The following is a 20,330-nucleotide window of genomic DNA, read 5'->3' as shown; positions in this document are numbered from 1 at the left end:
ACTAATCAATTTCGAATAGCCACGCAATAAAAAAGCCCTTTCAAACCGTTTTATCATGGCCAGAAAACACCTGAAATGGATACGCCGGCAGGGTGTGCCGGCGTTGGTTTGGGGGATAAGTAATCCCCCCCAGCCATCAGGCAGTATGTCCAGCACGCAGCCATTCGGCCACACAAAAAGCCAACTCTAAAACCTGATCGGCGTTCAGTCGTGGATCACATTGGGTACGGTAGCAGCTAGCGAGGTCAGCCTCGGATATTTTCCAGGCGCCTCCGGTGCATTCAGTGACATGTTCACCGGTCATTTCCAGATGAATACCGCCTGGATGGCTGCCCTCGGCCCAGTGGATCGAGAAAAAATCCCGTATTTCACGCAGGATTTTCTCAAAATCCCGTGTCTTGTAGCCATTGCCAGCCTTGACGGTATTGCCATGCATAGGGTCTGTGCTCCACACAACGCTACGTCCCTCTTTTTGTACCGCCCGTAGCAGTGCAGGCAACTTGTCACCCAGGGCATCTGCGCCCATACGAGTAATCAGGGTGAGTCGACCAGCTTCATTTTCCGGGCTGAGCCTGTCAATCAGGCGCAACAGCTCATCAGGCTGCATAGCAGGACCCACCTTCACACCGATGGGGTTGCAAACACCGGAAAGGAATTCAACGTGGGCACCATCAAGCTGACGGGTACGCTCTCCTATCCACAGCATATGTGCAGAGCAGTCGTACCATTTGTCGGTGAGGCTGTCGATGCGGGTCAGGGCCTGTTCATATTCGAGTAGCAGCGCTTCGTGAGAGGTGTAAAGTACTGTCTCACGAATAGCAGGGGTATTTTCTGAAGTTACCCCGCATACTGCCATAAATTCCAATGCTTCCTGCAGGCGCTCCGCCAGCTGCGTATATTTGTCCCTTTGTGGGTTGTTTTTGAGATAGCTCAAATTCCATCCGTGCACCTGATGCAAGTCTGCGAGACCGCCCTGGGCAAAGGCACGCAACAAGTTCAACGTAGCTGCCGACTGGTTGTAGGCGGTGATCATACGCTGTGGGTTTGGCTCGCGCGCCTCCGCAGTAAAATTGATGCCGTTGATAATATCACCGCGATAACTGGGCAACTCAATACCATTAATAGTCTCGGTATCTGCGGAGCGGGGCTTGGCATATTGCCCGGCCATTCTGGCGATTTTGACTACCGGCAGGTTCCCGGCAAAAGTCAGTACCACTGCCATCTGCAGCAACACCTTAAATGTGTCTCGAATCCGGTTGGCATTGAAATCCGCAAAAGACTCAGCACAATCCCCTCCCTGCAGCAGAAAGGCTCTGCCCTCCGCCACATAGGCAAGTTGCCGACGCAACTCACGGGCCTCGGCGGCAAATACCAACGGCGGTTGACCGGATAATTGCCCGGTCACTCTGGCCACTTCCTCTGCAGAGGCGTACTTTGGTTGTTGGTGTGCAGTAAGCTTTCGCCAGCTCTGCGGGGTCCAGGCTTGGGTTGGGGATTCAGACACTGGAACTCCTAGCTCAACTTCCATCTTTCACTCTAACTTCAAGGGTAAATCGAAAAGGGATAAGCAGGGTATCCATCCCCGATGTACCGAATTTACAACACACTGGCAACTGCCTTGCAGAAGTACTCCATATTGCGGGAACTCAGGCCGGCAATACTGATACGACTGGAGTCCACCATATAGATAGAGAAGGACTTTTGCAGCTGTTGGACCTGCTCGGGACTAATACCAAGGAACGAAAACATCCCCTTCTGTTGGCAGATAAAATTGAAATCTCCCCGAGCACCGGCAGCGGTGAGTCCTTCCACGAGACCGGCGCGCAAACCATTGATGCGTTCACGCATTTCCGTCAATTCGGCCTCCCAGTTGGCCTTCAGGCCAGCATCTGTGAGAATAGATTCTACAATCGCGGCGCCATGGGATGGTGGCATGGAATAGTTGCCACGAATAGTGCTCAGCATCTGACTATGGCCCTTGTCTGCATTCTCGCCATTGGCATAGATCACCATGGCCAGTCCGACACGCTCCCGGTAGAGGCCAAAGTTTTTGGAGCAGGATGCCGCTACCAACATCTCGGGTACGGATTCCGCCATGAGACGCAGACCGTAGGCATCGTCCTCCAAGCTGTTGCCGAAGCCCTGGTAAGCTATATCGACAAAGGGCGTAAAGCCCTGTTTTGAGGCCATTTGCGCCAGTACTTTCCACTGCTCACGGGACAGATCCGCGCCACAGGGATTGTGACAACAGGCATGGAGCAACACTACATCACCCTCACCCACAGTCTTGAGGGCTTCCACCATTTGGTCGAAGAGAAGACGGTTGCTGGCACGATCGTAGTAAGGATAGCTCCTGATGTTCAGGCCGGCATTGCCTAGCAACGGTACATGGTTTGCCCAAGTCGGATCACTTACCCAGGCGGTAGTACCCGCTTCAGCACGATTGATCAGCTCCGCCAGTACACGCAGGGCACCACAGCCACCGGGTGTTTGTGCAGAGCGTACCCTGCCCTCAACTAGGGCCGGGTGCCCAGCACCTAAAACCAGCTCCTGCATGGTGCTGTTAAATCCCGGCGTGCCGGCAGGACCAATATAAGCTTTGGTTTCCTCACTCTGCAATAAACGGGTTTCCGCTTCCTTGACGGCCTGCAAAACCGCAGTGTGCCCAGCTTCATCCTTGTAAACCCCTACCCCAAGATCGATTTTGCAGGGGTTTTCATCCGCGCGATAACTGGCCAGTAAGCCCAGGATAGGATCTGGCGGAAGACTGCCTAAATGTTCAAACACCTGAAAACTCCTTCAACTATTTCACTCACTCGTCGGTCAGTCCGTGCTCAGACCACGCCTTGGCACGGACCATCAGTTTTTCAATAAGACTATCCAGTTGTTTTCGCTCTTCATCGGAGAGCGAAGCCACCAGATCATTTTCATACTGCTGGGCCAAAGGTACTATGCGCTCATAAACGCTGCGACCCAACGCTGACAGGTTCAATACCTGGCGCCGACGGTCTAAAGGATCTTCACTGCGCGAGATGTAATCGTGCTTTAACAGGGAGGAGACAGCACGGCTGATCGCCACCTTGTCCATGGCGGTCTGTTCGACAAGCTCTGCGGCAGACAGGTCGGGAAAACGCCCAAGGATTGCCATTACGCGCCATGCGGGAATAGTGAGATGGAAGCGCGCACCATAAGCCTGAGAAATGGCGTTGCTCACACGGTTTGAGAGTACCGACAGTCGGTAAGGCAAAAACCGTTCCAAGCGTAAACCACTGGGTTGCACCGGCGTATCCTGGTCATTGCTCATGGCTGCTCTTACACCTGTCTGTTTATAAATCCGGTTTGTACCAGACGTTCAATTTAACTAACATTGGTTTCAATTGTAACCGACAAATACGCAAATACCCTTCGAGGAAATCTCGGCATTGTGGAAAAATTGATAGCTCATTATAGGGCTTTATGCGCCATTTTTGCTAACCATTTACAGGCAAAACGCGAGAAAGATGCGCAATGCCCGTGTAAGCCGGACAATCCCCCCCCATCCAGCAAAAGCGAGGCCATCCATGCGCAAGTGGATAAGCTTTCCCCGCATTGAGGGGAACACCAGCCGCCAGGCTCATGCAGACCTCCCGCCAGATACTTTTGAGCGGGAAATGGGAAAAGAGGGGTTTTTTGGTCCCAGCACTCACTTTTATCACAGACACCCACCCACCGGCTGGAGCGCGTTTGAAGGGCCTTTACGCCCGCACGCTTTCGACAGTACGAAAATGATCCACAAAGGAAAAAGCCCCTGGGACCAAAAACCAATCCTGCGCAATGACAACAGTCTGGTCGCGCTGTGGACCTGCCACAAGCCTATGGACCACTTGGTGCGCAATGCGGATGGGGACCTGCTGCTTTTTATACACAGTGGCAGAGGCAGTCTTTTTTGTGACTTTGGGCATCTGCCCATCCGCGATGGCGACTATATAATCCTGCCGCGTGGTACCATGTGGCGGTTGTCCCCATGGGAGGAGGACTCTCTGGCACTACTGATGGTGGAGGCCAGTGGCGGTCACTTTCAGTTACCGGAAAAAGGGATATTGGGCGCCAATGCTATTTTCGACCAGGCAACATTGGATGTGCCCAGCATTGACCAGGCATTTCTTGCCCAGCAGGGAGAAATCGAGTCTCGGGTGGTTGTGAAAGCCCGCCAGCAACTTTCCACCATTACTTTTCCTTTTAACCCCTTAGACGCCACTGGCTGGACCGGTGACAATTTGGTGGTGCGAATCAATTGGCGGTCTATCCGCCCCGTGATGAGCCATCGTTACCACCTGCCCCCTTCCGCCCACACCACGTTTGTAGGGCCCGGATTTGTGATTGCTACTTTTACACCGCGCCCACTGGAGAGCGACCCCGGTGTACTCAAGGTCCCCTTTTTTCATAACAATGATGATTACGATGAGCTGATTTTTTATCATCGCGGCAACTTTTTTAGCCGCGATAATATCCACCCGGGTATGTTAACGCTGCATCCTGCCGGGTTTACCCACGGCCCCCACCCAAAGGCCTTTGAAGCCGGCAGGAAACGGGTCAGAAGGGAAACCGACGAGGTGGCTGTAATGATCGACAGCCGAACGCCATGGGACATATTGCCAGATGCCCACGCCGTGGAGCTGCCGGAATATGTCAATTCCTGGAAGGCACGGTAATCGCACTGCCCGCAGACTGCCACAGCATCACGCTCAAGAAAATAAATGAAGATACCGGTAATATCCTTGCCGGAGTAGCCATAACCAGAAACAGGAAAGACAATGGATCTTTACGGATACTTTCGCTCCTCCGCGAGCTATCGGGTACGCATCGGCCTCAACCTGAAAGGCCTCGCCTACAAGTACCACCCGGTGAACCTTCTCAAAGGAGAACAGCTAGGCAAACACTATCGCGAACTCAATCCTCAGGGGCTGGTTCCCACACTGGAAGATGGCGACATACACCTGACCCAGTCAGTCGCCATACTGGAATGGCTGGATGAAGCTTACCCTGAATCACCGCTACTGCCTGAGAATCCCGATGACCGCGCCCATATCCGGGCCCTGTCTTACAGTATTACCTGTGATATTCAACCTATTCAAAACCTGCGCGTACTCCAATTCCTGCAAGCAGAATACGGTATCAGCGACGAACAAAAGGTCCAGTGGCTGCTACATTGGGTTGACCTTGGCTTCTCAGCACTGGAACAACAATTACAGCCGACTCCGTTCGCTGCGGGGAACAGACCGGGGTTATTTGAATGCTGCTTGCTGCCGCAAATCTACAATGCCGAGCGCTTTGGAATGGATATGGACAACTACCCTAAGATTCAGCAGATCGCCAATGTCTGTTCCGAGCTACCCGCTTTTACCAAAGCCCGTCCAGAGCATCAAGCGGACAGCACCTTATAACTTAGCCCCAGCACATTGCCTGGGCAACATTGCGCAGGCAATGCTGAAATACCCTCACTTATATAACCCGTTAGCTTGGGAAGAATAATAGTTTGATACAAAGTTACTAGATGCCTCCAAACAACTGTTCAGCGGAGTTGAAACGCTCAGTTATCTGCGATCTTAGTGAGGCAAGTAACAGCTGCAGTTCTCGCAATCATCGATAATGTTGGTTTTAATACCCGACTGTGCAAGAAATCGCCACCTATACTAATACGTCAAAAAAACATACTGAATCGTGTTTATCTCTATGTAGAACAATGACTTCCGATAATTCATTTGCTAGCCTTCAAACTAATTAGTACAAACCTATACACGATCGCCAATCAGTAAAACTCTATGGATGCACTTACCAATATCTTGAATACATTGCGTATGTCCAGTAGCTTATACTTTCGTACCGACCTCACTGCACCTTGGGGTGTTGAGGTGCCTGCAAAAAAAACAGTTGCCCGCTTCCACATCGTGATTAGAGGTCAGTGCTGGATACAGATAGAGGGAGAAGGGGACTGGAAATTTATGGCTAATGGCGACTTGGTCATTGTGCCCCATGGGGCTTCGCACAAGCTCGCAGATGCAAAAAGCACCGATACACGGCCACTGGATGATGTTTTACAGGAAGTTGGCTTTTCCGGTGAAGGCCCACTAATATACGGTGGTGGTGGCGCGGGCTGCTGTCTTGTCTGTGGTGAATTCTCTTTTGATGCTCTTGGCGGTCACCCCCTTCTTGAAAATTTACCAAAAAAACTCTATGTCTCCGGAGATACAACGTATAATTCTAAGTGGCTGGAGAATGCAATTGGATTTATAGGCCATGAAGCAGCCAGCCACGACCCGGGCGCTCACGCCATTATCAATAGATTATCTGAAATCATCTTGATTCAGGTAATACGCACCACTCTAGCTGCCAGTAAAGATACAATTCCTTTTTTATCCGCGTTCACAAATTCACGTATAAATAAGGTGTTAACTGCAATACACAAAAATCCATCGAACGACTGGAGCGTTGAGCGCCTGGGGCAGCTGGCCAATATGTCCCGGTCATCATTCTCAAACCGTTTTACTGAATTAGTAAGAATGACTCCTCTGCAATATGTTATTTTTGTTCGCCTGCAACAGGCCTGTCGCCTGCTGATAGAAACATCTATGCCATTAATCAGTATTGCAGAGCGCATTGGATATCGGTCAGAGGCGGCATTTAGCCAGGTTTTTAAGAAACAACACGGTGTAAGGCCTGGTGAGTTCCGCCGCAACCATGCCAGAATAGCGTCATGAAAAACCTATAAATCCCACAAGAATAAACCAGAATATACGCTAATCCTATCACATCTTTACCTGGCAAAACTTAAAAAATATTCTACAAGCATGTCTTCAAGTATTTACAACCGAATAAAACAATTGGCCAGATATTATTATTGTGATATCGCTTTTCCCGCCCATCACACACGATTACTGACAGACAGGCAACATGTAGCGTATCACTCCGTATCCATCCATTAATTTTCAATGAAGGGAAACCCAATGAGAAATAAAAAAATTGAACATTACTTATCTCGGTTAAACATGACAGATATTGAAGGAAATCAGATCAATATCGGCAAGGGAAAGAAAGTCTGGTTATCCATATTCCGGGAAGCAAACTGCCCTTTTTGTAATATGCGCGTCTATGAAATGACACAACACGCACAACATTTTTTAAAAAGTGACATACAGATAGTCGCCGTTTTCAAGTCTTCCGTTTCCGATACCAGAAAATTTATCGCCCGGCAACCAAGACCCTTCAAAATTATTGCCGACCCGGAGGCTTTAATTTACCAAGGATTACATCTACGATCTTCTTTTATGGCCAAACTTAAGGCCGTGATACTGCACATGCCAAGATTACTACAAGGGTTGTCAATAACTGGTATAAGAGGACTACTTACCACCAGTCAATTGCCTGCTGATCTGCTTTTGAGCGAAGAAGGCAAGATTGTCCAATCCTATACGGCAAAGGATATTTCCGATCATATTCCTTTTTCTGATGTGGAAAGCTTTATGAAACAAAGATCAGTACAAGGTACGGCGAGCAGCCCGCTGATGAGCACATAAGACCTCTCTGTATCATACAAAGCAATTAGGATCGACATTTGATCAAACAGTACCATGAAACACCTCTGCAAGTGCTCAAGGCCCTACCAACTAATGAAAGGCTCCCGCTTGATGGCAAAAATGTTGAGCCCCAGGGTAAATCATGCGCTAATGCCAGCTTCCACTGAATGGAGTTGAAATCGATAACCCGCTTTCAGGCTGCTTAAAAATCAACAATTCTTAAGCGATCAGGCTCTGCTCACAGAGATTCCCAGCTCTGCTACAGGGCTATACCCGACAGAAAATGGTAGCAGGTGAACAGCCAAAGCGGATAAAAAGAAGCCCAGGACCCCAAAGGCCCTTTTTCATTCCAGTAAAACACAACCCTCGGCCAAAAGTGGTGCCTTCAATAAATGCCACTGCTCTTGTGGCAAGGTGATAGGGATCGTGGCTGTAATGGTATATTCCACCTCCCATCATCGCCCTTGTTATGTGCTACCAGGAAACGCAGAGGGTTCCTGGGCAAACTCACAACTCATGGATAATCGCTGTAGTGGCACAAAGCACTTCAGTTTCACATGCAGTAATGCCACATCTACGAAATCCCGATAGGGGCGCATTAACCCCGACATTGGCAATTCCCCCCGCTTGAGCAACAATTCCAACATGGAGCGGCCGGCACTGCCAACCGGCTCACCGTTATCACCTGCTAAAACATCCGGGTTTGCAGAATTGTTAATGATCAGAGCTGTACCGTGGTGGTTTGCACGGGGATATTGGGTGCGGACCTAATCCAGCTGCTGCTGAAAACACATTTTACCCTTGACGTATCCCAACCTGCAGACAAACGACTTCTTTTCGGCTTCAGTGACAACGGGATAGGAGGGAATCTGAAAGGTCACCGGCAAATTCCTCCCAACCCTGGGTGGTGAGCTTATCGTAGAGAGGCTGCAGCTTAGTTTGCCATACCTTATCGTCCACAATCCCCACATGTTTGCAGCGTATCGTACCTTCCGCATCAACCAGGAAGGTTTCCGGGGCACCAAACACACCGAGATCAAGTGATAGGCGCCCCTCTCTGTCAGCCAGACTGTATCGGTAGGGATTGTGGAATCTTTCCAGCCATGCCAGAGCGGCCTTATCGTCGTCTTTCAGGTTAATACCTACAATAGGAACGCCCCGCTCCGCCAAAGCGTTGAGGTAGGGGTGTTCGACCCGGCAGGCTATGCACCATGTGGCCCATACATTGAGCAGGTGTGGCTCCCTGGGCAGATCCTCTTTATGCACAATCTGGCTGCTATCCGTTACCTTGGACAAGGAAAAGGCCGGCACCGGCTTGTTTAATAGTGCCGAAGGCATTTCCTGAGGATTCAAGGACAAACCGTGCCAGAACAATAAAGCCAGCGCCATAAAAATAAACAGGGGCAAAAAGAGCTTTAATCTCGACATTCCATCCATCCCGACACTTATACGGCGGTCACGGTACCTGGGACTTGTATAGCATCCACAGAACGTGCGGCTGTGGCTTTGCGATAACGCTTGTCTGCCACCGACATGCCCCCACCGATCGCCATCAACAAGGCCCCGAGCCAGATCCACACCACAAACGCTTTATACTGCAGGCGTACCGCCCAATCCCCACTGGGGTTATCGTCCTCCAAGGGCTCTCCCAGAGCTACATAAATATCGCGAAACAAGCCGGTATCAATGGCCGCTTCCGTCATGGTGTTACCGCCGGAGAAGTAATTGCGCTTTTGCGGGAGCAACTCACCTAAGAACTTACCATTCTTGCTCAACTGCAAAACCCCCTCAAAGGCATGGTAGTTAGGACCTTGTACCAAGCGCACACCGTCGAATTTGAAATCGTAGCCGGCCACACGATAATTGTCTCCCGTCCCCATGCGCAGATTTTTTTCCTCGCTGTACACCGTGGTGAATACCGTCCCAAGCACGGCCACCGCCAGACCGATATGGGCGAGGTGCATCCCGTAATAACTGGCGCGTTGGCGCTTGAGGCCCGTGATAAAGGACTTGGCATTGCGGGTCTTAAACACAATATGCTCTAGACTTGCCGCCAATACCCAGATACCGATAAAAATACCCAGCACCGCGCCCCAGTGATAGTGATCAAAAGCCAACGGCCAGAGCAGGGCTACCAACAGCGCCACCAGAAAGGGCAAACGCCAGGCACCGAGGAGTTTTTCCCAGCGGCTGTCTTTCCAGTTGGCGTGGATACCTATGCCCAGAAGTAGACACAACACAGCCATCAGGGGCACGAAGAAGAGGTTGAAGAACGGCGCTCCCACGCTGATTTTACCCCAATGTAAAGCATCAGCCAGCAGCGGATATAGGGTGCCGGTTAATACCATCGCCATAATCAGTACGAGTAAAATATTGTTGCCAAGCAGAAAAGTCTCCAACGCACGGAAAGAGAAAACACTGCGGGCACTGACTGTGGGCGCACGCAGGGCAAATAACAACAGGGACAAGCCGATAACCACCGCCAGGAAGACCAGGATGAAGCTGCCGCGCTGCGGATCTGTTGCAAACGCATGTACTGAGGTAATCACCCCGGAGCGCACCAGAAAAGTACCCAATAGGCTCAGGCTGAAAGTGAATATCGCCAGTAAAATGGTCCAACTTTTAAACAGGCCGCGCTTTTCCGTCACTGCCAGTGAATGCATCAGTGCAGTGCCCACCAGCCAAGGCATCAGCGAGGCATTTTCCACCGGGTCCCAGAACCACCAGCCGCCCCAACCCAGTTCGTAATAAGCCCACCAGCTGCCCATCGCGATGCCAAGGGTGAGGAAGGCCCAAGCCACACCCGTCCAGGGCCTCGCCCAACGCGCCCACACCGCGTCCAAATGCCCACCCAGCAGTGCTGCAATGGCAAAAGCGAACGCAACCGAGAAACCCACATAGCCCATATACAACAGGGGTGGGTGGACAATCATACCCGGGTCCTGCAACACGGGGTTCAGATCGGAGCCCTCCACCGGTGGGAAAGGCAAAGTACGATCAAAGGGGTTCGAGGTCAGCAGGATAAACAGGAAGAAACCAACCAACACCATGCCCAATACGGACAGCACCCGCGCAGACAGCTCCGGCGGCAGCTGGCGTCCAAACAGTGCCACCGCGGCAGCCCAGCCGGCCTGCATTAATAGCCACAAGAGTATCGAGCCCTCGTGGCCACCCCAAACAGCAGTGATCTTGTAGTAAATGGGCAGAATACGGTTGGAGTTCTGTGCAACATAGTCAACCGTGAAATCGCTCTGCACAAAGGCAGTTGTCAGACAGGCAAAGGCAATCAGAACAAAGGTAAACACCCCAAATGCCAGGGGCCGCCCCGCCTCCATCCACAAGGGGCGCGCCATATAGCTGCCGGCAATCGGCAATGCTGACAGGGCAACGGAAAGCAGCAGACCGGCAATCAGTGCAACATGGCCCAACTCGGGGATCATATTTTTGCTCCCCCGGCACAACTTTTATGGGAAACCATGCTCTCCGCCACTTCCGGCGGCGTATAGGTTTCATCGTGCTTGGCCAGTACCTGATCAGCGCGCAGGATACCGTTTGGCATCAGCCGCCCGGTGATGACCGCGGCCTCGCCCTCGGCGAACAGGTCCGGCAGAATCTTATCGAAAGACACCGTTAATTCCTCTTCACCATCGGTAATTACAAATTGTACATCAAGGCTCTTGTCCGAGCGTTGGATACTGCCTGGCACCACACAGCCTCCGGCGCGAATGCGCTTCTCGACAGGCACCGCCCCCGCAGCAAAGGCACTGGGGGCATAGAAGTAATCCATGTTCTCGCGCAACGCAAAAGTCACAAAGCCCACTGCGGCACTAGATAAGGTAACCAGGACAAGTACCAAAATCAGGCGCTGCCTGCGTACAGGGTGCATTGTCATAGGAGTACTCCATTAGTGTTCATGTTATCCGCTAAGAGCTCGCGTTGACTCAAAAACCAGTTAGCCTATGCCGACTCTACCACGGCTATCCGCTCGTTATTGACCTTGCACCGGCGCTGCACAATACGCTGCTGGCGCTGCAGTTCGCGCTGAATCCGGCGGCGTGTAATCCGGGGGTACAGGGCCAGGGCGGCAAGCGCTGCAAAAGTCACCACATAGGAAATCCATACATAAATGCCGTGGCCGTCCATCGCCAGGAATTCGGCAAAGCTGGAAAATTGAAACTGCATCTTACTTGCCCTCAGTCAGTTCCTGTTGAGCCCACTTGGTACGAATCTCCCGGCGCAACAGCAAGGTGCGGGTGTGCATAAGCAAGGTCCAGGCGTACATACAATAGAATCCGATAATCACAGTCAGCAGCGGGTAGAACATGCTCGGGTCAATACTGCTGGCCTCTGTCAAACGGAGAGTGGCAGGTTGGTGCAGGGTAAACCACCAGTCAACGGATTTGTAGATAATCGGAATATTTACCGTACCTACCAAGGCCAGCAGCGCACAGGCCCTGTCGGCAACCTGTTCCCGGCTTACGGCCTGGGACAAGGCCATCACCCCGATATACAGAAACAGCAAAATAAGCATGGAGGTGATGCGGGCATCCCACACCCAGTAGGCGCCCCAGGTGGGCTTACCCCAAACGGCACCGGTAAAGAGTGCGATAAACGTCAGCACTGCACCGATGGGTGCTGCCGCCCGCATCACTGCAAAAGCAAGCTTCATCTTCCAGACCAAGCCAATGGCACCACTGATCGCCATAAGGTAGTAACCGGCCAGGGCGAGAAAGGCCGCCGGCACATGGACAAAAATAATACGATAGCTATTACCCTGTTTGGCATCCTGCGGTGCAAAACCGAGACCCCAGATACTGCCAACAGTTAGTAACACTGCACTGGCGAACGCCAGCCAGGGCAACCAGGCACCTGTCTTTTGATAAAACCAGCGCGGTGAACCCAAGCGGTGAAACCATTGCCAAGCCAAAAAGACCTCCGAATCAATTATCCAGGCTGATACGCACTGCGAACGCAGCGGCCAAAGGAGCCAGTGCTGCTGCCGAGGCCAGCAGAGCGGCCAGCATCGCCAGCTGCGCGCTGTAGGCATAGCCATCGATAGCCGCTTGCACCGCACCGGTGCCGAAGATTAGCACGGGCACATAAAGCGGCATAACAATAAGCGCTAGCAGCAAACCAGGGCGTCGCACAGCCACCGTCAACGCAGCCCCTATAGCGCCGATTAGACTCAGACTGGCGGTGCCCATCAACAGCGAGACAAACAGGCATAGATACCCTTCCCCGGGCAGATTCAACATCAGTGCCAGCAACGGCGACAACAGTGCCAGCGGCAGGCCCATAGCCATCCAGTGCACCAGAGATTTCGCCAGTACGGCAAAGTACAGGGGTTGAGGCAGCAGAATTAGTTGCTCGAGAGTCCCGTCCTCGAAGTCACTGCGCAGCAAATTCTCCTGGGACAGCATGGTCGCGAGCAGAGCCATCACCCAGATCATGCCGGGGGCCAGTTTTGCCAGCAGCTCTGGCTCGGGTCCGAGCCCGAGAGGCAGAAGGGCAAGCACCGAGACAAAAAACAACAGGGAGTTGGCGATGTCTGCCCGCTGGCGCAGTGTCAGCAACATCTCAATTCGTAAGAACGTTGCAAAGTCCGGTGCAGTGCGCACGCCACTTACCAGTGATTGGGTATCAACTGAAGACATGTTCTGCCTCCATCGCCACCAAAGATTCATCGACCACAAAGTCAGACAAATCAACAGAAACGAGCCTCTCGAGAGATAAGCACTGGTGGGAGGTGAGCAGGATGGAGCCGCCGAAACCCAAATGGGCAGCCATCTGCTGTTCCAATATCGCCACCCCGACGGCATCGAGCGCAGTGAAAGGCTCATCTAGAATCCACAGGCGCGGAGTCTGAGGCAAGAAAAGGCGCGCAAGCGCTACTCGGCGATTCTCTCCCGCGGACAGGCTGTAACACAGACTGCCTTCGAACCCACTCAGGTCCACACAATCCAGCGCCCAAAGTGCTGACTCTCGGGTCGCACCATACCAGAGCAGGTTCTCCAGAGGTGTCAGGCTGCCACGCACTCCCCCCCGATGCCCGATATACAGCAGCGATCCACGCATAGCAGGAAGCGCGCTTGGGAAGGAACTGCCACACCACAGAATCTCACCACGGAAATCACTGACAATGCCTACCAGGGTACGCAGCAGAGTCGTTTTGCCCGCGCCATTGGCACCTTTGATCTGAATCGCAGCACCCGTGCACAGCGAGAAATCCAGGCCCTCAAACAAGCGCCGACCATCCCTATCACAGGCCAGATCGCGAACTTGCAATACCACTGGGGACTTGGAGGTCACAGACATTGCTGGAATCAAACCACTTTGCCGAAAATATGAACGGCATTATACCGGCAGTTGCGCCAATTGCATGGTATTCAACACCATCGCAGCTGAATGGCATTGCACCAGACCAGAAATACTGCCCAGAGTGTGAGGATTTTTGTTCGCTGGTATTGGCTCCAGCCCTAGCCTCTGATATTTTGCCAGGGTCGTGAGGCGGCACAAACCCCGTGCCACATGCTCTGTAGGGATAGGGGCAAAACTCTGTGGTCGACTTCAACAATGTTTATCGATGTAACCCGGTGCCAACACCGGATCAGTCTGTAAGGATACACAATAATGACTAGTCTCACTGCAAATGCCAGCCACTGGCTCGATACCAACGCTCTAACTGGCAAAGATACCCAAATCAATCTTCAGCCTTTCCCGTTTTTTGTTGCCAGGAATATTCTAAACAGGGAGATGATGTCGGCATTTCTGGAGGCTTTTCCCCATCTCAAAGGTGCCGGCTACCTCCCCCATGAGAAAGAACAGTGTGGAGCTGCCATTAATACCCTGATTGAGCAATTCACCGATCCGGAGTTTGCCAACGCCATTGGAAGAAACCTGGGTATTGAAGAGCTATCACAATACCCCACCTATGCCTCCATCAGCCGTACATTGAAAAAGCGCCACGGCAGAATACATACCGATGGCAAGTCGAAAGTTGCCACCGCCCTGCTCTACCTCAATCCTGAGTGGACCCTTGATGGCAATGGCTGTCTGCGATTTCTCAACTGCATTGATGACTTTGAGGACACCGTCGTTCCGGAAGTTAGACCTGCATACGGCACTCTGGTCGCTTTTAAACGTGCAGACAACTCTTTTCATGGCCACCTTCCGTTTGAAGGCCAGCGCCTGGTGATCCAGATCGCGTGGCTGGTCAGTGCGGCCGACAAGGAGCGCAAAGCCAAACGAGGAAGACTGTCCCATATACTGAAGCGGATACTGGGATGGTTTAGCGGCAAGCAGAGTGTAGATGGGAAAGACGGTGCCACACCAATGTAAGTACCCCCCGGTGAAGCGGTCTTAAAGTCCAGACCGCTTCAAGTCTAAACTCGCGGCAAATACAAACTTTCATTTTCATTATTTTATACAAAAAAACACCCCAACAGACAATCGAAAGCAGGCAGCCAGCACCTCTGACCATCAACAACATACCGCTTTCTATATTCAGAAATTTATCAGGAGGTCAAACCGTGAAAAGCACAAGAACATAAAAAATTTACGCAGCCTTTAACAACAGTGGCAGTCACACTTACGTCCAAGAAAGTAAACCGCTGCTGCCCTCCATATCCACCAATCATTCTAACAGGCCGTTGAAATCTAGTTTACAATAGCTCACTGGAGTAACTGTCAGCCCAACAGAGGAGCAGAACACATGTGATTCATTTATGCTTTCCCCTGAAAGAACTGCATATTTCTAGACTTCCCCTTGTATTTCCAAAGCACTTAGCAGTCATACTAACTGGTTTTCTCAACACGCAAACAAACCCGGCGATCTGTTTGCTAACCGGGTTTGTGCAGAGGTCTTTAACTTTCGAAGTCATACTCCATTAATTCACGCCTCAGACGCATTTCTTCCAGTTTATCCTCCACCATTCGACGCGCATCACGCGGGGGATGGCAAGTGGCCCGCTTTAATACCTCAGTGGCAATTTCTGGAATATCCACAGCATCAAAATCTATGTACTTTTCGATAACATGAGCGCTCATATGAAACCCCATAATCTTGACTCGATAAAGCAAACATACCTTTTTACAACCAGAATGCATTTGCAGATTAGCCACCCAAAATAAATGGGGTCAAGAAAAAAATTACAGGAAAACAATGACAGGACTGCGTCAAGCCGGGCACCTCAATGAAAGTGCAAAAATATCCGCTTTAAAGCCCATTGATAATAAAAATCTAACGGTAGTATCCACAGGAATTGTGAAAATATTTCGAGAACTCTCCGATTCGGAAATCGCGGGAAGTGTGGTAACCTGAAAAGCTGGACTGTTACCGAGAGTGACAAGCCACCTTACAGGTATCAACAAGACGAAGAAACAGCGACCGTGTAGCAATCGGTGATGGCATGACATTTGCCCTCATACAGGATAGAATTGCGGGCAATCTCCGTCGGCACTTGGCTACCCTGTGGAGACATCTGCCCCCGTCGGTTAACAGGATAAACCACGGACCTCCTAAGTCCGGACTGGTGGTTCGAGTCCACCCGGGGGCGCCACCTATTGCCTATCAGGCACCAACGATAAGCCTGCAGTATCTCGCCCAGGCGTATAAACCGCGATTGGAAGATCCCTGTAAGCACCCCATCACCTCAAAACACATTGACCATAAGCCAGTATTGCTCCAGTTTTGGTACCAGCTCTTACACTCTCAGTGAAACCCAACCCCATTTAACTGTTTAAAATTCAGACAACATCTCGCAGGTCAGGTTGAAAGTCCTGCAGCTGATTCAGCCCCACCGAGGTGGTCCAGTTTAAATGGACAAAGCCGTCGTAATGGCATTATCCGCCTGGCCTACCAATTTCAGTCAACCGGAAAACCGATGATAGATTCTCAGTAAATAACAATGCCAACCCAACGTATAAAGCTTTGCGGAGGGCCTTTATACGTTGGCCTGGCCCCTTGAGCTGGCTGAGCAAAGCCCGGCAAACGCCGGGCCGAGTAGTGGATAGAGCAATCTCTACTGCATCGTGTTGTTGCCGTTAGACCCACTATTATTGCCGTTACCGTTGTTCTTTTGCATGTTCATCATCTTGTCAGATTTTTTCTTATCGTGATGACCTCCCATCTTGTGCCATTCTTCCTTGAACTTGGTCCAGAAAGAATCATTTGGCGCCTTGGTACAAGCGGTGATAATCATCGGGGTCACCTTTTCTGTACCTTCAATATCCAAGATATCACCCTCTTCCTGGCCGCGCTTTGAGAAAGCCGCAGCCCAGTAGACAGCCTTGGGCTTAAACTCGTCATCAATTGCCAGAAAGTCCGCACAAGTCCACTCCTTTGCCGACTTCTTGGAATGGGTTTCCGCAAACACAGCTGCAGAAGCAGTAAGACTGACAATTACTAAGGGAAGGATGTACTGCTTGCTTTTCACAATCATTTCTCCAAAATTTCCGGGAGTTTACTCCGTGAATTAACGACAGGTCATATCCAGTCTGCATGTTTCCTGAAAACTGTTGGATCTCGACACACCTATCACCACGAACGCCCCGGCGGGCTGTAAAGTGCCCACCGACCCAGCACTGCGACAGCGGAAACGCAAGCCAGAGCAGCGAATCTAAAAGGCGCCTGACCCATAGAAAGAATAGACGTATTTTTCATTTTTGAGACTATATCGTGAAGTTTTCCTTTTTAATGCCTTTGGCAAACCACAACAAATCCGAAAGAACTACACAGGCTCTTGCATAGAGAGCCATGACCAAATGGGGGTGAGAGAGTCTCTGAAGACCAGACCCATCACCAAGCAGTACACTCTTTTCATCTCAAGGCAACAACACAATGATCCTTATTGGTAAGCGCACTTGATTTGAATAGACTCATTCCTTTTTCCTATAAACCCAATGCTCTATCTGACTGCAAGGTCAATAATTGTGCCTATTGGGTATCGCATGGAGTCCACTAAGGTCCATATATTTTCTGGGAGGTCATGGACGGGGAGGGGTTGCGAGAACATAAAAGCTGCCAAGGTATGTCATTTCTCCATTTTCTGGAACGGTTGTACTGTAGCGTATATAAAAGTCGATACTATCACCCGTTGAATGATCCAAGGTAGAGAAGAGGCGATTAAGGGGACAAGACAACTTCCCTTCCTGCTCCGAGTACATCTGAGGGTATTGGAAAATGACTGCAAAAAAACCCGCCTATTTCCTCTGAGTTCAGGCTTGCTAGAAGGTAGCTATCACTGTCAATGTACTCTGAGTCTCGCCAGGTTGGATCCAGTATGTGCTCATCCTATAAAGTCTGGGCTCTGCCATAATAATCTTGCTCGCCATAGTGACGCAGTAAACACCGGGAGGTCTCCCATCTCCAACTTATGAAATGGCCAAATTTGTCAGTCCACTTCAAACAAATATATCAAAGAGACATCGCCAAAGAGGCTTTACCTGCTCTGTCAATTGGAGCCTGGCCGGCGTTTAGTTAAGGATCGCCTCCTCGCTGTGTCCAACGATGCGATATCGGCTCTATGAAACTATTTAAACGGTGGGTAAATTAGATAGCCACACCCTGGTTTATTCTCACTCAGAAACCGTACCAGCACCATTTCATACCGCTTTTAGTCCCTGTTTTACAACCACATACACTGTGCTTTATTTATATAAACCAGTTTCCAGGAGCGGAATACTCTGTACCAGAGGCGTATAGTTTTTCGTCCAATCGAACCTGTAGTAGGAAATTTATATGCCAAAAGATTACCTTCATGCCAGATAATAATAAATACATTTTTAGACGCCAACATTTGATCTTTTTTCGACACCCGTGATTTCGTGCGACTAGACTGACCATTGATTGGGCTGATTGCTATTTGATCTGCTGAATATGAATGGAGTTACCACAAATGAAGATGACGCGTATTTTAATCCCTGTAATGACGCCCCTCGCCTTAGCAATCTCTAGTGTCGCTTCGGCAGGACCCGCTGGCTATGCCCCACCGCCGCCGCCCACCCAGGAAATTAAGTTTCGTATTGGCGGAGCCTATGTCTCACCAAATTCCGACTATGTCACCTTTTCTGATGCAGAGCTCATCTGGCCGGGAGATATATTTGACTGGGGTGCTTTTCGTGCCAATGTGGACCCGGATGAGGAGTGGGGCTGGTTTATTAGCGGCGAATGGAAACCAATGGATCACTTCAGTGTATCGTTAAGCTACACCGATGGAGATCGCCACGATGGAGGCAATCGCAGACCCTGGCTTCGCCGCTTTAACAATAGAGACTTTTTTGGCCGCCATCGCGGCGACTTTGCCCGCTGGGAGCCCGAATTTACGGCGCTATATCTCAACTGGTATCCTTTGGATCCCAGTTGCTTAGTGCAGCCTTACATGGGGGTCGGTATAAATTATACCGACTTCAGTGACGAGGACCTCAGGGACTGGGGGTGGGTCGACCCGGTAACCGAAATATTCCTCCCCTTTTCTGGCGACCTGAGCCTGGGATACAGCTGGGGATACTCCTGGCAGATTGGTGTTGACTTCAACTTTGGTCATGACAGCAGCTGGTTAATTAATGTTGCTGCTGTCTTTTACGACGTAGATACTGATATTGAAGTAAGTACCTTCTTTACCGATGCCACCACAGGGGATCTCTATTTCCACCGATTCGGCGGTGATTATCTCTATGATCCCTGGTCATTTAATATAGGTGTTGGCTACAAGTTTGATTTCCACTGGTAATCAAACTCGCTTCAAAAAAAGGGCGCACCTGCGCCCTTTTTTATTTTTCCATCAACAGTAGTCCTGTCATTTCTTTAGCTATCCGATACTCAAAAGGGTAATCAATGACTATTTGAATTATCGGATTGACAGGCGCGCAGCACCGAGCTGAAAGTGGCGGTGAGGGAGGGATTCGAACCCTCGATGCCTTTCGACATACACACTTTCCAGGCGTGCTCCTTCGGCCACTCGGACACCTCACCAAATTGTTACCCCCTTGGGACAATCCATCCTCACCAGGGTTCTTTCGATTGCTAAATATCCAATGAAATCAATAAGATATCTAGCATACTAATCGAGGAACCGCGCACTTTACCCAAATGTTTCTCCCTGTGCAAGCACTAATGCGCACTCCAATATGAAAAAAATGCATCTACCTGTAGATTCGGTGCCTGGCGGGGGGCACTTTCGGGAGTACCACAGTAGATAAAGCCGTCAATTCTCTCATTCTCGGCCAGTCCAAGCCCCTCGGCAACCAGGGGATTGCCGGCCAATGGCCCGGTACGCCAATAAGCGCCCACACCTTCGGCGTAGGCAGCGGTGAGCATGGCCTGTACGGCAGCAGCCGTGGACATATGCTGTTCGAGATAGGGCACCTTTGGGTGCTCCTGCAGGCGGGTAATGGCAATGATGATCAAAGGCGCGCGTAAAGGCATATCCAGGGTGCGCTGGCGCTGGGTGTCCGTCAGGGTTGCGACCTCTGCCTGCTCCGCTGCCTGCAGAAAAATCCGTCCCAGGCGCCTGCGCGCCTCCCCTTCCACCAGCAGGAATCGCCAGGGACGCAGACAGGCGTGATCCGCCGCACGCAAGGCAGCACGAAAGAGGTTTTGTCGCTGTCCTTCAGTTGGCGCAGGGTCAGTAAGCTTGCCTGTTGAAACTCTATTATGCAGGGCTGTCAGGGCATCCATGGTACTCTCCAGTTACATTCTGAGTCCGGAGTCTACCGCAACGAGCCCAGACAATGCCTGCTCAGGCCCAAAGTACAACAGTGGCCGGCAATGGTTTTTTC

General features: G+C 51.0%; 20 protein-coding genes and 2 tRNA genes. 7 read left to right on the top strand and 15 right to left on the bottom strand.

Features of this window, described 5'->3' with window-relative positions:
• Positions 1 to 136: 136 nt before the first annotated feature.
• The 3 genes from M8T91_RS05965 to M8T91_RS05955 all read right to left on the bottom strand — a co-directional run bounded on the left by M8T91_RS05965 (position 137) and on the right by M8T91_RS05955 (position 3,304).
• Positions 137 to 1,504: a class II 3-deoxy-7-phosphoheptulonate synthase gene (locus M8T91_RS05965; RefSeq protein WP_436970325.1), complete on the bottom strand. Its 1,368-nt coding sequence runs from the start codon at positions 1,502 to 1,504 to the stop codon at positions 137 to 139.
• 92 nt (positions 1,505 to 1,596) lie between these two features.
• On the bottom strand, positions 1,597 to 2,787 hold the full coding sequence (locus tag M8T91_RS05960; RefSeq protein WP_301417769.1) for an amino acid aminotransferase: 1,191 nt from the start codon (positions 2,785 to 2,787) through the stop codon (positions 1,597 to 1,599).
• A 25-nt stretch (positions 2,788 to 2,812) separates the two neighbouring features.
• A complete protein-coding gene (locus M8T91_RS05955) occupies positions 2,813 to 3,304 on the bottom strand; it encodes a MarR family winged helix-turn-helix transcriptional regulator (protein ID WP_301417767.1) in 492 nt (163 codons plus the stop codon).
• A 256-nt stretch (positions 3,305 to 3,560) separates the two neighbouring features.
• Here M8T91_RS05955 and M8T91_RS05950 point away from each other — a divergent pair, with 256 nt between their 5' ends.
• The 4 genes from M8T91_RS05950 to M8T91_RS05935 all read left to right on the top strand — a co-directional run bounded on the left by M8T91_RS05950 (position 3,561) and on the right by M8T91_RS05935 (position 7,553).
• Positions 3,561 to 4,691 (top strand): homogentisate 1,2-dioxygenase, encoded by a 1,131-nt coding sequence (locus M8T91_RS05950; RefSeq protein WP_301417765.1) that lies wholly within the window; start codon positions 3,561 to 3,563, stop codon positions 4,689 to 4,691.
• A gap of 102 nt (positions 4,692 to 4,793) precedes the next feature.
• On the top strand, positions 4,794 to 5,423 hold the full coding sequence (maiA, locus tag M8T91_RS05945) for a maleylacetoacetate isomerase (RefSeq protein WP_301417763.1): 630 nt from the start codon (positions 4,794 to 4,796) through the stop codon (positions 5,421 to 5,423).
• A 378-nt stretch (positions 5,424 to 5,801) separates the two neighbouring features.
• The gene (locus tag M8T91_RS05940) at positions 5,802 to 6,737 is read left to right on the top strand and encodes an AraC family transcriptional regulator (RefSeq protein WP_301417761.1); all 936 of its coding nucleotides are present in this window, start codon (positions 5,802 to 5,804) and stop codon (positions 6,735 to 6,737) included.
• Positions 6,738 to 6,983: 246 nt separating this feature from the next.
• Positions 6,984 to 7,553 (top strand): redoxin domain-containing protein, encoded by a 570-nt coding sequence (locus M8T91_RS05935; protein WP_301417759.1) that lies wholly within the window; start codon positions 6,984 to 6,986, stop codon positions 7,551 to 7,553.
• Positions 7,554 to 8,020: 467 nt separating this feature from the next.
• Here M8T91_RS05935 and M8T91_RS05930 read toward each other — a convergent pair whose 3' ends face one another.
• From M8T91_RS05930 to ccmA, 8 genes are all read right to left on the bottom strand, one after another.
• Positions 8,021 to 8,164: a hypothetical protein gene (locus tag M8T91_RS05930; RefSeq protein ID WP_301417757.1), complete on the bottom strand. Its 144-nt coding sequence runs from the start codon at positions 8,162 to 8,164 to the stop codon at positions 8,021 to 8,023.
• Between the two features lie 232 nt (positions 8,165 to 8,396).
• Positions 8,397 to 8,981 carry a DsbE family thiol:disulfide interchange protein gene (locus M8T91_RS05925; RefSeq protein ID WP_301417755.1) on the bottom strand — a complete coding sequence of 195 codons (585 nt, stop codon included), beginning with the start codon at positions 8,979 to 8,981 and terminating at the stop codon, positions 8,397 to 8,399.
• Positions 8,982 to 8,998: 17 nt separating this feature from the next.
• Positions 8,999 to 10,993, bottom strand: a complete 1,995-nt coding sequence (locus M8T91_RS05920) for a heme lyase CcmF/NrfE family subunit (protein ID WP_301417753.1) — start codon at positions 10,991 to 10,993, stop codon at positions 8,999 to 9,001.
• Complete coding sequence (locus tag M8T91_RS05915) at positions 10,990 to 11,439, bottom strand: cytochrome c maturation protein CcmE (RefSeq protein ID WP_301419033.1); 450 nt, start codon at positions 11,437 to 11,439, stop codon at positions 10,990 to 10,992. Before M8T91_RS05915 ends, M8T91_RS05920 begins: the two co-directional genes overlap by 4 nt.
• A 71-nt stretch (positions 11,440 to 11,510) precedes the next feature.
• Positions 11,511 to 11,735 carry a heme exporter protein CcmD gene (gene ccmD, locus M8T91_RS05910; protein ID WP_301417751.1) on the bottom strand — a complete coding sequence of 75 codons (225 nt, stop codon included), beginning with the start codon at positions 11,733 to 11,735 and terminating at the stop codon, positions 11,511 to 11,513.
• 1 nt (position 11,736) lies between these two features.
• Positions 11,737 to 12,480 carry a heme ABC transporter permease gene (locus M8T91_RS05905; protein ID WP_301417750.1) on the bottom strand — a complete coding sequence of 248 codons (744 nt, stop codon included), beginning with the start codon at positions 12,478 to 12,480 and terminating at the stop codon, positions 11,737 to 11,739.
• Positions 12,481 to 12,493: 13 nt separating this feature from the next.
• Positions 12,494 to 13,207, bottom strand: a complete 714-nt coding sequence (ccmB, locus tag M8T91_RS05900) for a heme exporter protein CcmB (protein WP_301417748.1) — start codon at positions 13,205 to 13,207, stop codon at positions 12,494 to 12,496.
• On the bottom strand, positions 13,194 to 13,868 hold the full coding sequence (gene ccmA, locus M8T91_RS05895; RefSeq protein WP_301417745.1) for a cytochrome c biogenesis heme-transporting ATPase CcmA: 675 nt from the start codon (positions 13,866 to 13,868) through the stop codon (positions 13,194 to 13,196). Before ccmA ends, ccmB begins: the two co-directional genes overlap by 14 nt.
• 315 nt (positions 13,869 to 14,183) lie before the next feature.
• On the opposite strand from ccmA, the gene M8T91_RS05890 reads away from it, so the two are divergent.
• Positions 14,184 to 14,891: a 2OG-Fe(II) oxygenase gene (locus M8T91_RS05890; protein ID WP_301417743.1), complete on the top strand. Its 708-nt coding sequence runs from the start codon at positions 14,184 to 14,186 to the stop codon at positions 14,889 to 14,891.
• A 525-nt stretch (positions 14,892 to 15,416) separates the two neighbouring features.
• Here the strand turns inward: M8T91_RS05890 and M8T91_RS05885 are convergent.
• On the bottom strand, positions 15,417 to 15,599 hold the full coding sequence (locus M8T91_RS05885; protein ID WP_301417741.1) for a PA3496 family putative envelope integrity protein: 183 nt from the start codon (positions 15,597 to 15,599) through the stop codon (positions 15,417 to 15,419).
• Between the two features lie 436 nt (positions 15,600 to 16,035).
• Here M8T91_RS05885 and M8T91_RS05880 point away from each other — a divergent pair.
• Positions 16,036 to 16,111 (top strand) — tRNA-Arg (locus M8T91_RS05880).
• Between the two features lie 462 nt (positions 16,112 to 16,573).
• Here the strand turns inward: M8T91_RS05880 and hdeA are convergent.
• Positions 16,574 to 16,987, bottom strand: a complete 414-nt coding sequence (hdeA, locus tag M8T91_RS05875; protein WP_301417739.1) for an acid-activated periplasmic chaperone HdeA — start codon at positions 16,985 to 16,987, stop codon at positions 16,574 to 16,576.
• A 1,461-nt stretch (positions 16,988 to 18,448) separates the two neighbouring features.
• Between hdeA and M8T91_RS05870 the strand changes: the two genes are divergently transcribed.
• A complete protein-coding gene (locus M8T91_RS05870; RefSeq protein ID WP_301417737.1) occupies positions 18,449 to 19,282 on the top strand; it encodes an OmpW/AlkL family protein in 834 nt (277 codons plus the stop codon).
• Between the two features lie 154 nt (positions 19,283 to 19,436).
• On the opposite strand, the gene M8T91_RS05865 is transcribed toward M8T91_RS05870, so the two are convergent.
• Positions 19,437 to 19,524, bottom strand: a tRNA-Ser gene (locus tag M8T91_RS05865).
• A gap of 138 nt (positions 19,525 to 19,662) precedes the next feature.
• Entirely contained in the window at positions 19,663 to 20,229 is a 567-nt protein-coding gene (locus tag M8T91_RS05860; protein ID WP_301417735.1) for a nitroreductase family protein, read from the bottom strand.
• Positions 20,230 to 20,330 lie beyond the last annotated feature (101 nt).

This window comes from Microbulbifer sp. MI-G, assembly GCF_030440425.1.
Taxonomy (GTDB): Bacteria; Pseudomonadota; Gammaproteobacteria; order Pseudomonadales; family Cellvibrionaceae; genus Microbulbifer; species Microbulbifer spongiae.
This window is presented reverse-complemented; position numbering and strand designations above follow the sequence as displayed.

Bases quoted from the DNA above. Each gene is read 5' to 3' on its own strand.
- M8T91_RS05955 (WP_301417767.1), bottom strand. From the start codon at position 3,304: ATGAGCAATGACCAGGATACGCCGGTGCAACCCAGTGGTTTACGCTTG.
- M8T91_RS05950 (WP_301417765.1), top strand. From the start codon at position 3,561: ATGCGCAAGTGGATAAGCTTTCCCCGCATTGAGGGGAACACCAGCCGC.
- maiA (WP_301417763.1), top strand. From the start codon at position 4,794: ATGGATCTTTACGGATACTTTCGCTCCTCCGCGAGCTATCGGGTACGC.
- M8T91_RS05940 (WP_301417761.1), top strand. From the start codon at position 5,802: ATGGATGCACTTACCAATATCTTGAATACATTGCGTATGTCCAGTAGC.
- M8T91_RS05935 (WP_301417759.1), top strand. From the start codon at position 6,984: ATGAGAAATAAAAAAATTGAACATTACTTATCTCGGTTAAACATGACA.
- M8T91_RS05930 (WP_301417757.1), bottom strand. From the start codon at position 8,164: ATGTCGGGGTTAATGCGCCCCTATCGGGATTTCGTAGATGTGGCATTA.
- M8T91_RS05925 (WP_301417755.1), bottom strand. From the start codon at position 8,981: ATGTCGAGATTAAAGCTCTTTTTGCCCCTGTTTATTTTTATGGCGCTG.
- M8T91_RS05920 (WP_301417753.1), bottom strand. From the start codon at position 10,993: ATGATCCCCGAGTTGGGCCATGTTGCACTGATTGCCGGTCTGCTGCTT.
- M8T91_RS05915 (WP_301419033.1), bottom strand. From the start codon at position 11,439: ATGCACCCTGTACGCAGGCAGCGCCTGATTTTGGTACTTGTCCTGGTT.
- ccmD (WP_301417751.1), bottom strand. From the start codon at position 11,735: ATGCAGTTTCAATTTTCCAGCTTTGCCGAATTCCTGGCGATGGACGGC.
- ccmB (WP_301417748.1), bottom strand. From the start codon at position 13,207: ATGTCTTCAGTTGATACCCAATCACTGGTAAGTGGCGTGCGCACTGCA.
- ccmA (WP_301417745.1), bottom strand. From the start codon at position 13,868: ATGTCTGTGACCTCCAAGTCCCCAGTGGTATTGCAAGTTCGCGATCTG.
- M8T91_RS05890 (WP_301417743.1), top strand. From the start codon at position 14,184: ATGACTAGTCTCACTGCAAATGCCAGCCACTGGCTCGATACCAACGCT.
- M8T91_RS05885 (WP_301417741.1), bottom strand. From the start codon at position 15,599: ATGAGCGCTCATGTTATCGAAAAGTACATAGATTTTGATGCTGTGGAT.
- M8T91_RS05870 (WP_301417737.1), top strand. From the start codon at position 18,449: ATGAAGATGACGCGTATTTTAATCCCTGTAATGACGCCCCTCGCCTTA.
- M8T91_RS05860 (WP_301417735.1), bottom strand. From the start codon at position 20,229: ATGGATGCCCTGACAGCCCTGCATAATAGAGTTTCAACAGGCAAGCTT.